Annotated in this window: 10 protein-coding genes; 3 read left to right on the top strand and 7 right to left on the bottom strand. The window is 55.4% G+C overall.

Going from position 1 to position 12835, the window contains the following annotated elements:
* Positions 1-159 precede the first annotated feature (159 nt).
* From GTF44_RS21170 to GTF44_RS21155, 4 genes are all read right to left on the bottom strand, one after another.
* Positions 160-1065: a radical SAM protein gene (locus tag GTF44_RS21170; protein ID WP_253261400.1), complete on the bottom strand. Its 906-nt coding sequence runs from the start codon at positions 1063-1065 to the stop codon at positions 160-162.
* 134 nt (positions 1066-1199) lie between these two features.
* On the bottom strand, positions 1200-1598 hold the full coding sequence (locus GTF44_RS21165; protein ID WP_171563124.1) for a hypothetical protein: 399 nt from the start codon (positions 1596-1598) through the stop codon (positions 1200-1202).
* Entirely contained in the window at positions 1582-1959 is a 378-nt protein-coding gene (locus tag GTF44_RS21160; protein WP_171563122.1) for a hypothetical protein, read from the bottom strand. Before GTF44_RS21160 ends, GTF44_RS21165 begins: the two co-directional genes overlap by 17 nt.
* Entirely contained in the window at positions 1956-4613 is a 2658-nt protein-coding gene (locus GTF44_RS21155) for an SMEK domain-containing protein (RefSeq protein WP_171563120.1), read from the bottom strand. The genes GTF44_RS21160 and GTF44_RS21155 overlap by 4 nt, the downstream gene beginning before the upstream one ends.
* A 663-nt stretch (positions 4614-5276) precedes the next feature.
* Here GTF44_RS21155 and GTF44_RS21150 point away from each other — a divergent pair.
* Positions 5277-6779 (top strand): alginate export family protein, encoded by a 1503-nt coding sequence (locus tag GTF44_RS21150; RefSeq protein ID WP_253261399.1) that lies wholly within the window; start codon positions 5277-5279, stop codon positions 6777-6779.
* Positions 6760-8097, top strand: a complete 1338-nt coding sequence (locus GTF44_RS21145; protein ID WP_171563117.1) for a serine hydrolase — start codon at positions 6760-6762, stop codon at positions 8095-8097. The genes GTF44_RS21150 and GTF44_RS21145 overlap by 20 nt, the downstream gene beginning before the upstream one ends.
* A gap of 190 nt (positions 8098-8287) precedes the next feature.
* Here the strand turns inward: GTF44_RS21145 and GTF44_RS21140 are convergent, their stop codons facing one another.
* On the bottom strand, positions 8288-9964 hold the full coding sequence (locus GTF44_RS21140) for an alpha/beta-hydrolase family protein (protein WP_171563115.1): 1677 nt from the start codon (positions 9962-9964) through the stop codon (positions 8288-8290).
* A gap of 268 nt (positions 9965-10232) precedes the next feature.
* On the opposite strand from GTF44_RS21140, the gene GTF44_RS21135 reads away from it, so the two are divergent.
* Positions 10233-11201 (top strand): alpha/beta hydrolase, encoded by a 969-nt coding sequence (locus tag GTF44_RS21135; protein WP_253261398.1) that lies wholly within the window; start codon positions 10233-10235, stop codon positions 11199-11201.
* Here GTF44_RS21135 and GTF44_RS21130 read toward each other — a convergent pair.
* Together GTF44_RS21130 and GTF44_RS21125 are read right to left on the bottom strand one after the other, a co-directional pair.
* On the bottom strand, positions 11172-11705 hold the full coding sequence (locus tag GTF44_RS21130; RefSeq protein ID WP_171563113.1) for a RidA family protein: 534 nt from the start codon (positions 11703-11705) through the stop codon (positions 11172-11174). The genes GTF44_RS21135 and GTF44_RS21130 overlap by 30 nt on opposite strands.
* A gap of 1 nt (position 11706) precedes the next feature.
* Positions 11707-12768: a TRAP transporter permease gene (locus GTF44_RS21125; protein ID WP_367383438.1), complete on the bottom strand. Its 1062-nt coding sequence runs from the start codon at positions 12766-12768 to the stop codon at positions 11707-11709.
* Positions 12769-12835: the final 67 nt, after the last annotated feature.

Genomic DNA, 12835 nt, shown 5'->3' with positions numbered 1-12835 from the left:
TCTCGTTCAGAGCAAAACTCTCTGCACCAGCAACACGTTGTTTTTCCACAGAATCGGCGGGAAGCGGTCATTAGCTGCAGTGCGAAGAAGCTCCCGATAATCAAATATGCTGACGTTCATTGATAGCACGAGATTTAGCCTTGTTCGCGAAGTCCTAGTTCAGCGGTTTCCGCAAACAACTAGATCGTCGAACAATGGGCATCCATTCATGCAATTGGAGCGATGCGAGCAACCTCCGCAGCGGTCAGAGGCAAAGTAATCACGAAATGACGACATGTTTTTGGACTTGGTCCAGATCTCTAGCAGAGAATTGCCGTCCGTCAGCTTGTCGCCCTCTGCACGGCCGCTCTGGAAGGAGCATGGATGAACCGAGAGGTCTTCAGAGACGTACATGGAAAAACGCCCTGCATCGCATGCGTCCACCATGCTGGTATTGGAACTAGTTCGAGCGAAGACACCGCTTACGCAACAAGCGTCGAAACCAACTTTTAACCTTCGCTGGCTTGAAGTTGCCAGCTTGAAAAACTCATCCAAACGATCACTGTTGCGCAACATCTTCTTTTCAAAGACTTTCCGGCCAGAAGGCTTGTAGTTTAGGAAAATTATGGCGTTGATGCCTGACAAAAAAGCTGGCGGCTCCTGAAGCCATGCAATTGCAAGGTCAATGCTCCCCGAATCCAAAATGAAGTGCACGTTGACCTTGATACCGCACTTTGTCAGCGCCTCAATGGTTTCAGCTGTTTCATTGAACGGTTCGTATGCAGATACAGCCACGGCACCGCAGTGTTTGCGTGTCGCTTCCAGGATTTCACGACTTAGGCCGCGCCCGTTGGTCGTATAGTTCGGCACAACTTCCTTTGAAGCAGTGTATTCTAATATCTCGATAAAATCAGGATGTTGGTTTGGATTTCCACCTCCCAAGGCAACCTGAAAGACACCCATTTCGGAAGCTTGATCGATGATGTTTTTATAGTCTGACAGCGCCATGTGCTGCCCGTGTTTAGTCGACGACTTGTAACAGAAGGCACAACCCTTATCGCACCAATTGGTTATCGATATGTCCATTAACTCTGGGCCGTGGGGTGACCAGAAGGGCTCAGGCTCACCTTTGTCCGGCATTCTTGCAAAGAACCCAGTCTCAGGGTTGAAGAACGACGTGTAGCCTAGACTACTGTAGCGCACAGATTTGAGCAAACCATCTACCAATAGTTGTTGAATGCATTGATGAAAAACTCATCAGATCTGATTTCAAACATTTCCATACACAATACAGACTCCGCGAACGGACCGTCGCTACTGAGAGAGCCTGTGTAGACCGATTTTCCTTGGGTTATGGCCTCTTTCATTCGGTCAATTACCTCTGGAGTGAATTCATGTTTGTTTGCCAACTGTTCTGCTTGATCGGAGGTCGTTACGGTCTCTCCGTTCTGCATTCCAGAGACAATCTCATAATGCATTTCTCGGAAGAGTTCTCCCAAGGGGCCATTCGGGTCTACTCCAACGGCCTTCATGAATACTTCCTCGGTGAAGTCACTATCCGATATATATACGAAGGATGTTGACGAGCTATTTGAAACAAAGTCAAGCTTCAGCTTCATTGTTGGCCCTTTCTAACTGATCAATACAGGCAAGAATGGTATCTAGCTGGTTTTCTTCATAATTTTCATCGACAACCTGTGGCAACCAGGTAACGAAAAAAATCCTTTCATGAGCCAGTTCATCGTCATCAAGCTCGACACCATGAACTATCCAAGCATAGTTCTCAAGTGAACCATACTCGACGGCATAGTAGCGTTTGAACTCCCGTTTCATCTCAGTCGAGTTTACAAAAAGAGCATCGAAAACCCTGCCAAAGAGTTGTTCGCCAAGCCCCCCTTCTGATACTCCTAGCTGCTTAAGGAACGCCTGCTTGCTTGGTTCCCAGGAGGTGGGCAATACCAACAAAATCTGATCCCTCATGACGAACCAGCGCCATCTGCTACCTCAGCGAGGCACTCTTTCACACACAATGAAACTGCGTTAGCACATCGATCGAGCGCACTGGAAAACTCTGGCGTACCGAGATTTTGGGAAAATAGGTTTTTGACTGCTTCCCTTTCGTCCCAACGCGCAAAGGGGACAGAGAAGAGAGACACTGCAAGTGCCGCATCGCCAACACCAATCTGCTCCTCAAGACTTAGACTAAGAAGAGAGCTCAACAAACTGCTAACTTGATCCCGCCATTCATCATCACGATAGCTCTCAGTTCTTGAAAACGCCGCCTTTACAAATGCCTCTAGCTGTGGGTCATCGAGATCAGCCAAATGATCCAAAAGCAACTGTATGTTTAGAGGATCGGTAAGAACGCGTTTCCTAAACAAGAACCAGAACATTCGTCGGAGATCACGATCTGAAGCTGGCCTTATAAGCGCCTCACGCACTCTAAGGACGTCGGTTTCAGACTGTATCTCTGGTGACAGAACAGAAAGATTGTTGAGGTAGTGGGTCAAAAAATCGTCGTTTGCTTCGCAAAGCGCCATCACATGGTCGTCGTGTTCCTTGCGAGCTAAAATGTACGCGTACCGAAAGAACCCCTCGTAAATCGGCCATTTCTTGATGTCGCCAAAAATGTTAGTGACCGCATCTGGATCGTTCTTTGACAATTGGCTGATCACAAAGTGGGCTAACAGAAAATCCCTCATCTCATCGTAGGTGAATGAGATGTTGGACAAGCCCAAAGATGAGAGCCCCGTCGGAGGAACTTCTCTGCGAAGAATAATGTCTTCTCCCACAAAAGAGTCTATAGTCTGTCTTTGCTCTGCACTAAACCCGTCAAGTGCAATTTGGGCGAAGTCCTCCATCGACAACATCTTCGCACAAACTTGATAGAGTGTCGAAATAGCCTCTTGTTGCTTGTCCTTGGGGAACTCCTTAACCTTTATCATAAGGTATCTTTCAAAGATCTCGCCCTTATAGATATCCGGTACAAAACCAAGCTCCCGATCTTCGTTGATATCGCAGAAAATTCTAAGTAGGATAAGGTCGTCTTGCAGTACTCTTTTGGCGTAATTCGATAGATGGCCACGTATCTTAAAGTGGCCCAAATAGGCCGCAAGCAGTTGAAGTTTGTTTTCGTCGGACATTTTGCTTCTCAGATCTGGCACGCGGTGCAGAAACTCTGAGAACTGAGGTTCAAATAGGCCTGAGAACTTGTGATCGAAGAATTCGCTTCGACAGGAGATAATAACCTTTATGTAATCGTACTGGCATAGGGCCTCCAAGAAGACTCTCAGCTCAGACACAAACCCATCCAGGTCACCAACCTCGTTGATACCATCTATAGCAATTATGAAAGGCTTTCCAAAGTCGGCGGCGACCGCATTAAGTAGTTGCAAGAGCTCATGTGGGTCACCGAACTCAGGAGAGTAGCGATTATTTGCGATGTAGGACAGCAGACGATTTGGCCCTGGATAATCGTTCAGCCTCCTCGCGGGTATAAATATCGTTGGTACTTCAAACTTTCGGAATTGGTTTTCAACCAGGTCGCAAATAAAGTTCGTCTTACCTTGTCCCGCCATACCTGTGATCAGGAAGATTTTTGCGTTTGCGAGTTCAACCCGTTTTTGGATGTCTTCGAGAGACCGAACCAAGCCCATACCACCATAGGTCAGACTGTGCCTAAATACTTCCCAATAGCCACTCAAGTAATCATGTGAGCCGAAGGTTTTTTCAGCTTTTCCTTCGTGAGTGTATGGTAGCAAGTGCGCCTTCATCTGGAAAATGGCTTCACGCTGGGTTTCCAGACGTGCAAAAAGCTCCGGGATGGTGTTTGGATACGGAGATGCAACGGTAGCTGCTAGATCGAAATCTATCGGCTCCATGTGCGATAGTTGAAGGATTCTATTGTATTCTACCAGGTTAAATGCAGCCAAGCCGTCGTCGATCTTCTCACAAAAAAATAGCGGATTTCCGAAGTATCTCATCTCTTCTTTTGTCTTTGTCGTTTCGACAAAAACAGATGGGATGTATTTCTTAGACCTTTTCTCATCTTCGATTTTTTGCGAGCTGACTTCTAAGAATTCGTTCAGTTCTGTTCGAAACTTGCGACTGGTATCTTCGGCAGCAAAAAAGCTCTCAAGAATATTTGCAACTGCCTCCAGTTTTGGGTCTGGAAGCTCGCTCAGTAAGTGAGACAAATCTTTGTAGTCGATTATGTCGCGCTCTGGATTGAAATCAATGGGACAACCTGATGCAGCGTCTACTAGTTTCTTTGATGAATAACTCTTCTGTCTCTCTGTGAGAACGTAAACTAGTAGGCGATCAAATTCATCTCCAAGACTGTGCTCTTCGAATTTCTCTATTGTCTTCAAAGCTTTGCCGCTTGAGGCATCCGAGGTGATTTGCAGGGACGTCCTGCTTTTCGAACAACCCAGATCAACCGCCGGAAAGTTCATCTGGATCTTGTTTTGGTTCCTGAGGTCTGGGCAATCAAACACGAGAGAAAAGACTGGTATCAATAGGTCCTCAGCCATAGTGTTTATGTCGAAAAGCCCCATCGAGTTTTTCACGCGCACATCAAAGGCAAATCTCGCTAGTAACCCGCTCGATTTTGTCAGGAGTTCTTGTCTTCTCATGGGAGGGAATGATTATCCTTCAAAGTTAAGAACTTAGGAAATTGACCGAGAATCTGGTCTTTAGATCGTACAGGCATCCTGTCGTAGGGAACATCACTAGTCGTCAAACGTCAATTTCCAATCTTTGAGTTCGGAACCCCTGGCTACGACTGTAGGTTCCCGAGCCCAAAAATTTCTTGGGTGTTGTGAATGGCTGCAATTCGGGCTGCAACTGCAGCATCTAAGCTGGGGGTTCAACGGCAGCTTTGGGCCGGTTGCTGACTATGATTTTGGAAAGGCGCTTCCACCTCCCGCAGCTCGGCGGTGGTTAGACCATACTCGACCCGCTTGCTGCGTGTGCTGTCCAATCGATGTAACTTTATCATACGTGCACCTCACGGCTCGATCGGTACTTGAGAAGAAGCTCTGAGGGCTCCGCCTAGAACAGCATCAGAGCGAGAGTTCCGTCGAACATCGAGTGCAGGCCCAAGAAAGGGCATGACGAGGGCCGCGGGTGGGCGGCCAAACTACGCCAGGCTTCTGGAGTACGGGCTTGCGCTTGATAACCCCGGCATGCTCACCGCTTGTGTAAGAAATTGCATAACCCAAAATGGCCGGTAGACCATTTGACTATTGGCGAAGCCTAGCTAATTCCTAAAAAGAGTTTTGTGCGGGGGACCTGCGATGCGGTCCTGGTTTGGCGACTTTCGCAGCCATTTTATATCGAATGGCTTTGGGATGCGGATCTGGTTGGCAAGTGGGGCCACAGCAGCGTTCGCCGCCTCGGTCGCCGTTTTGCCAACGATGGGGTCCGCGCAATCTAAAGACGACTCCTTTTTGCTTTATGATGAAAACGGCACGACCATTCGTGCAACGCTGCAACTCGGCGCAAATCTGGTTAGCGAAGCCAACCTGTTTTGGAATCTTTCCGATTTTGCTGCGCCCGGCTCGGGCTACGATCCCGATGCGACCTGGCTGGAGTTCTACGTCACCCCCGGGCTGACGTTCGAAACAGCGCTGAACGGCGGCGCCTCGGTCTACGGTCGCGTGTCCGCCGTGGGCTCATTCACCTTTGGGACGGATGCCTTTGACACGGGCGACACCGGGCGCTGGACCCTTGAGGAGGCCAATCTCGGCCTGCGCGTGCCGCTCGGTCAGGATACCGAGCTGGATCTTTCCTTCGGCGCGCAACCCCTCCGCCTCGGCACGGGCATGTTGATCTCGGACGGCGCCTCGGACGGTTTCGAACGGGGCGCGCTGAAATTCGGTCCCCGCAGCGCATGGGAAATGACCGCAATCGCGGAACTGACCCACAACAACTTCACGGGCACGCTGTTTTACATTGACCCGCGCGAACGCCCAGCAGTCGATGGTGAGAACGAGCTGGCGGGCTTGGATGTCCGGTTCGACGATCCCGCGGGCGGCTATTTCGGCCTGACCTATGTGAGTGTGCTCAACTCCACCTCCGCCTATCCGCAGGCCGCACCCGGTGGCCTGGGCCCGCCCACGGTCATCCCCGGTGCCCGCGACGGAACAGACACCATCAGCATCTATGGACGGACAAACCCCTTCGATGGCGCGTTGGAGAATGTCTTCTTCACCACCGACCTTGCCTATCAATGGAACGATCGCGTGGATCTTGAGGCCTGGGCCGGACGCGTGCAGGCGGGCTATACCTTTGCCGAAGCACCGTGGACACCGGTTCTGACCTACTCCTACCAGACCTTCTCAGGCGACGATCCCAACACGCCGGAGTTGGAACGCTTCGACCCGCTTTACTACAACGGCTCGCCAAGCGCCTGGGCCACCGGATCAAAATCCGCGATGATTTGGATTAACTCCAACGTCCAGTCGCATAACCTGTCCCTGTCTGTGCGCCCGACAGAACAAGATACAATCACCCTGCGATACGCCCATGTCCGGGCGAACGAGCTGAACAGCCCGCTGCAATTCGGACAGGCAACACGCATCGATATCGGTGGTGCCATCGGCAACGTCGTGACGGGTGTCACCGATGCGCATCTCTCGGATGACCTGTTCATCGAGTACCAGCGCGTGATCAATCGAAACGCGTTCTTCTCGGCCGGTTTGAGCGCGTCGAGGCCGGGAGCGGGAATTCGGGATGTGTTTCCAAATGATGACCCAGTTTGGTTAGGAGGCTTCGTCAATGTCGTTTTCAATTTCTAAGGCCGCCGCCATCTTGGCATTGGGCGTGGTGGCCGTTTCGGCCCTATCATCCGACGTGCAGGCGCAGGCGACCGGCTTTCCCACGGCGCAGGAGTCGGATCCGACGGTGATGGGATGGATGGAGGGCTTCCCGCCCGCACCGGATCAACGCATCACCAACCCGGACTCGAACTTCTTCAGCTTCCCAAGATTGCGGTGGTCCGTGTGCCATCTGCGGGAGTTTTTGCCAACGGAACAGGTCAGTCGCGGTCTGGGCGCGCCTGTTCCGTTCGACTACGCGTTGGACGAGGCGATCGACGATGTCACTTTCCTGCCGATCCGGGGCGAGGAGGAGATGACCTGGGAAGAGTCGCTTTTTGCGAATTACACCGATGGCATCCTGATCTTGCACGAAGGCCGGATCGTCTATGAACGCTACTTTGGCTGCCTGGATGAGGCCGGGCAGCACGCGGCGATGTCGATGACGAAATCGTTTTCGGGTATTCTGGCGGAGATGATGGTGGCCGAAGGCACGCTTGATGACACGGCCCTTGTGCAGGAGATCATTCCCGAACTGGAGGCCAGCGCGTTCGGGTCGGCCACAGTCCGCCAGGTCATGGATATGACGACGGCCTTCGAATTCAGCGAGGATTACGGCGATCCGGACGCGGCCATCTGGGTCTATAATGCTGCCGCCAGCCCGTTCCCGAAACCCGCTGATTATGACGGTCCCGACGGGTATTTCGAGTATCTTCAGACTGTTGGACCTGACCCGGATGGCATCCAACACGGCGATGAGTTCCATTACCGCACGCCGAATTCCGACGTGCTGGGTTGGATCATTTCGCGGGTGTCGGGCCAGGAAGTTACGGAATTGCTGTCGGACCGGATTTGGAGCCGGATGGGTGCCGAGCAGGACGCCTATATGACGGTCGATGGGGTGGGCACGCCCTTTGCCGGCGGCGGCCTCAGCGCGGGACTCAGAGATCTGGGGCGATTTGGTCAGATCATGCTCAACGGCGGAGAATGGCAGGGCGAGCAACTCATCCCGGCCGCCGCCATTGAGAGTGTCGTGGGCGGTGGCAACCTCGATGACTTTGCTGCGGCTGGCTACGCCGATCTTGCCGGTGGCAGTTATCGCGGTCAGTTCTGGATCTTCAACAACGACCATGGCGCCTACGCGGCGCGCGGGGTCCATGGCCAGACGATCTATATCGACCCGACGGTCGATATGGTGATCGTCCGCTTCTCCTCGTTCCCGATCGCCTTTAACAGCCGCATCGACCCCACATCGCTGCCGGCCTACCAGGCGGTGGCCGAGCATCTGATGGCGCAATAAAGCGTGTTCACCAGCTCCTCCTCGTGCTTACGATTTCGCTTGTCTTGGGGGCCTGTCGGGCGCCCCAACCCTGGCTCAAGACGAGATTCTCCCATCCGAAGCGGAGGCAGACACAGGCCCTCAGGAGCTTCTTCTGCGGCCAGACATACCGATTGACGAACTGGCCTATCGCTTGGTTCCCCTAAGGCGCCTAGCGCAGATCGTTGGAACACCCGGCCTGAAACCCGTTGTCGCAATGGCCGATCAGTCGCCTGGTATCGGCCTCAGTCCATCCGGCGGGGTTGGTCACCTGCACCCATGGGCCAATGTAGTCGGCAGCGTAATAGGCATGCCCATGTCCGGGTGGTGACCCAAAGGACAACGCCATGTCGAGCGCCAGTTGAAACTGCGTAACAATAGGCATGAAGATGAAATGCTCCGACATATCCGCAGCGGGCGGGTCGCGCATCCAGGGTGGCGCGCGCCAGAGCGAAGCCGGTTCGTAGAACACAATGGGATCGCTCGAGTATTGGAGGAAAACGATCCGCATGTCGCCCCAAGCGGCATCGCTTTCCGAGGCATCCGCAACATGCGAGGCATATCGGATCAACGAGCCATCCCCAATCTCGGGCAGCACCCAAGGACTGCCCGGATTGCGCTGGCTCTGCACATAGGTCCAGAAAGCCGAGGGAAAGGGCGGACCTGCCCAGAACGCGCCGTCGATGGGATCATCCAGCAGGCGGAAAAGATTGGTGGCATGCATCGATGACCAGGCCCCGAGGCTCAATCCATGCACGTATAAGCGAGGACGTTCCTCAGGCGGCAAGCTCTGCCAATGGCCGTGGACCACGTCCTGAAGGGCGGTGGCCTGCTCAAGGCCAGTATTGGTTTCGAGGATCAGGGCCAGCGGCGATTGCAGGTAGGAATACTGCACCGCAACCGTGGCGATATCGCCATTGTGCATATACTCCACGGGGTCATGCGCGCCGGGGTCCATCCAACCGGTGCCCGTTGGGCTGGCGACGATCAGCACCTCGCGCTCAAACGCACCGAGCCGCAGCAGTTCTGCAAGCGCCAGCTCTGCCCTCTCCTGCGGCGTCGCGCCATTGGCGCGCCCGACATAGACCCGGATCGGGTCGAGCGCATCCTGCCCCGAGAAGGCCGAGATCGCCGCCGCGTCGGGCCCGGACAGGATGAAATCGCGCCCTGGCGCCCCGATGGCGGTCCAGTCGATCAGCGAGGCGGCACTTCCCACCATGCGCGCATCGGTCGGGTGGGGCGGCGCCTGATCAAACAGCGCTTGCGCCGCCTCATAACTTTCATCAAGGCCGGTCACGACACGGTCAAGAATGCCGTCCCGGGTGACGAGAAAGAGCAGCACCACCACCGTCACAAAGCCCAGCACATTCGCCCGCCGGGGCGGCATAACGCGGTAGAACCACGCCCGCACAAGTCGAAAAAGTGAGGCGACGATCCGCCCGACCGCGTAGGCCACGGCAAATGTCGCAATCGCCACCACCATGATGCGCATAAGATGCAAGCCATCCGCAGGTGCGACGCCCATCTTGCTGCGCAAATCGTTCTGCCATGTCAGGCTGGAGCCAAGGACCCAAGCAAAGGCCCCCAGGATCGCCAAGGCAAGGATCAGGGTCACGACCCTCGACACCCGGCCGGAAAGCCGGGGGAGGTCTGCCGCCCGCCAAAGCAGTCCGGTGATCTGACCCAAGAGATATCCGAGCGCTGTCACTAGGCCGCCTAAGATGCCCTGCGTCTCGGGGCCACGGGGGATGAGCGAGGGCGTCAGCGAGGCGGCAAAGAAGACAAGCCCCAGCATGAGGCATGGGACAGAGAGGGGCCCAATCAGCCGGGCCACGAAACGACGGGTCATGCAATCCCCCTTCGTGGCCCATCGGCTCCGCCGCCGATGCGTCCTTGCCAAAGCTCTGCAATCACATACGATCTTTCACCGGCCATGATTTTCATCCCGAAAGCTGGAACGGCGCATCTTCGAATTCCGATGCACCTTGCTATAGTCGCACCACGGACCAAGCCGAAAGCGAGAGCCGATCGTGCAGTCATTCTTCGATAGTCTTTCCAAGCGCCCCGGCGTTTGCTTTGTCATACTGGCCATGATGATGGCCATACCCGCGCCGTCAATGGCTCAGACGGACCTCACCACCCTCGATGTGCCCTTCCTTACACTGAGGAACAATACAGGCTCCGACGAGGCCGGAGACCTCTTCGGCGGTGCGCGAAGCGGCCTGATTGCCGGTGAGTGCCAGGTGCGCGCGCTCGATTTTGGAAATCTGGCACCGCTTGCAGACAGCGCTCCGTCTTTCATCCAAGAGGAGTTCCTGGATGTGGACCAGGTCAGGCTTTCTGAACCCGCCGATCTTCTAGGTGAGATTGAGGCCTCAGCGACGGCAGGTGAGCCAGCGATCTATGTGCACGGGTATTTCATCAACTTCGAAAAAGGCTGTCGCCGCGCGGTTCTCCTTCAGAACAATGCCAATCTCGGCGGACGCTTTCTTTGGTTCAGCTGGCCGTCCGATGGCGCGATAGCCTATTACACCCATGACGAGGCGGATCTCTATTGGTCCGTCCCCGACCTCGCGGACGCCATCATTGAGCTTGAACGCCGGTTCGGCAGCGGTGTCGATGTCGTCGGCCACAGCCTCGGCGCGCGCGGCGTGGTGCTTGCCCTCTATGACGTCGCGAACAGGCACCCGAACATTCGTCTCGATGAGATTGTCTTGCTGGCCGCCGACATGGATTTCGAGATTTTCCAGCGGTTCCTGCCGCGCATTTCCCCAATCGTGAACCGCATTACGGTTTATGTCGCGTCTGATGACGAGCCACTGGAGTTGTCAGCGCAGCTTCACGGCTACGCCCGGCTCGGCGAAGGTGGAAACGACGTGGCGTCGCTGGAAGGTGTCGAGGTCATCGATGTGAGCGAGCTGCGAACCGGATCCCCCACTGGCCATCTCTACCACATCTACAGCGGAAGTGTCGGCGATGACCTTAGTCAGTTGCTGAACGATGGAACAGGCGCCGCTGAACGCCGCAATCTTGAACAGAACGGACCAAACTCATGGCTACTGCTTCAGAGTGACCAAGTCGACTGACGGTAACCGATTGCGCAATGCGGCAGTTAGCTCAACGAGGACCGGCGCGTTCCTTGGAAGACTCTTCACTCCGATGACCGACCTGGAATGCGCCCCGCGCTCGCCCAAGGTCTCGATCAGATAGTCCGACGCACCGTTGGCCACTTCGGAAATCTGATCGAACCCATCGGCATGGGCGACGTAGCATGTCATCCGTAGAACCCGTCGCAGATTTGCCAGCCCGCCCGTCGATGCGCTGAGCCAGGACAAGGCCTGCTGCGCGCAAATACGTGCAGACGAGGCCCCCTCGGATACCGAAAGCTCCTGCCCCACCACACCAACATGGGCCAGCCCGCCGTCCTGCTTGCCAATCTGTCCAGCCAGATAGGCCGTCATGCCGTCTACAATCACCGGCTCATAGGGATAGATCGTCGTCTCTGGCCTGGGAAGCGCCTTCTGAATCTCTGCGATGTAACGCTCTGAGAGAAGAGGGTCGGAGCAGAGGCGTGCTTTCGATTTGACCATATCATTCAATCCTCTCTCTTGCGGCGCGGCCAACACCAATACGCTGAACGATCCAGACGCCGATCATCACGGCGAACGCCGTGAGGTTGAGAAACAGCCCCGGCACCACCAGCAAGGTAACCGCCAGGAGCAAGCTGGCCCGGCCGATCCATCCCAGCTTCGCCCCGCCCAGCCAACCGGTCAGCGCGATGGAAAGCCCAACAATCGCCAGGGCCGAGCGCAGTAGGACAGGCACCAGGTCAAGCACCGCGCTCTGCCCCAGGAGCTCGGGGTTGGCGACAAAGAGGAAAGGGATGACATAGGCCGGCACACCAAGCGCGAAGGCGCGCCATCCGACGGACGAGGATTCTGCCCCCGCGATCGGCGCAGCCGCAAAGGCAGCCACGGCCACCGGAGGCGTGATCTGTCCCAGGACCGCATAGTAGAACACAAACAGATGTGCCGAGAGAGGACTCGCACCCAGATCAACAAGGGCCGGAGCCACCAGCGTCGCTTGAATGATGTAGGCCGGCGTCGTGGGCATCCCCATTCCAAAAATGAAGGCGGCCAGCATGGCCAGGACCAGCGCGACATAGAGATTGCCGTCGGCAAAAGCGACCACCAGGCTGCTGAAGCGGAAACCCAGTCCCGAGATCTGGACGACGCCAACTATTATCCCTGCCGAGGCACAGGCGATGGCGACTGGAACCGCCGCCCTCGCCCCCAACTCAATGCCCTTGAGCAATACGGTGGGACTCACCCGGGTCGCGCGCCGCAGCAAGGGCGTCACAAGCGTCGCCACAACACCGTAAAAGGCGCAAAGGCTTGGCGTGTAGCCCATGATCAGGAAGGTCATGATCACAATAAGCGGCAGTAGAAAGGTCCACCCCGCTTGAAACTCGCGCCAGGTGGCACCCGGAGCGCTCTTTTCCAACGGCTGGAGCCCGTGCTTGAGCGCTTCCCAATGCACCGCAACAAAGAGCGACGCGAAAAACAGCATCGCAGGCAGCGCCGCCGCCGTGATCACCTCTTGGTAACTGATGCCAAGAATTGCGGCCATCAGGAAGGCGGCGGCACCCATGATCGGCGGGGTGATCTAATGGGATGAACTGCCTTCCCGCCAAGACCGCGGCTATTGTCGCGGAAACAGC

Source organism: Roseobacter sp. HKCCD6576-2, from assembly GCF_013179285.1.
Taxonomy (GTDB): domain Bacteria; phylum Pseudomonadota; class Alphaproteobacteria; order Rhodobacterales; family Rhodobacteraceae; genus Rhodophyticola; species Rhodophyticola oceani.
Note: the sequence above shows the minus strand (reverse complement) of the source record. Positions and strands in the feature narration are given on the sequence as shown.

What these genes read in the sequence shown, in the direction of transcription:
- GTF44_RS21150 (WP_253261399.1), top strand. Translation starts at nt 5,277, where the DNA reads ATGCGGTCCTGGTTTGGCGACTTTCGCAGCCATTTTATATCGAATGGC.
- GTF44_RS21170 (WP_253261400.1), bottom strand. Translation starts at nt 1,065, where the DNA reads ATGGACATATCGATAACCAATTGGTGCGATAAGGGTTGTGCCTTCTGT.
- GTF44_RS21140 (WP_171563115.1), bottom strand. Translation starts at nt 9,964, where the DNA reads ATGACCCGTCGTTTCGTGGCCCGGCTGATTGGGCCCCTCTCTGTCCCA.
- GTF44_RS21135 (WP_253261398.1), top strand. Translation starts at nt 10,233, where the DNA reads ATGGCTCAGACGGACCTCACCACCCTCGATGTGCCCTTCCTTACACTG.
- GTF44_RS21155 (WP_171563120.1), bottom strand. Translation starts at nt 4,613, where the DNA reads ATGAGAAGACAAGAACTCCTGACAAAATCGAGCGGGTTACTAGCGAGA.
- GTF44_RS21130 (WP_171563113.1), bottom strand. Translation starts at nt 11,705, where the DNA reads ATGGTCAAATCGAAAGCACGCCTCTGCTCCGACCCTCTTCTCTCAGAG.
- GTF44_RS21145 (WP_171563117.1), top strand. Translation starts at nt 6,760, where the DNA reads ATGTCGTTTTCAATTTCTAAGGCCGCCGCCATCTTGGCATTGGGCGTG.
- GTF44_RS21165 (WP_171563124.1), bottom strand. Translation starts at nt 1,598, where the DNA reads ATGAAGCTGAAGCTTGACTTTGTTTCAAATAGCTCGTCAACATCCTTC.
- GTF44_RS21160 (WP_171563122.1), bottom strand. Translation starts at nt 1,959, where the DNA reads ATGAGGGATCAGATTTTGTTGGTATTGCCCACCTCCTGGGAACCAAGC.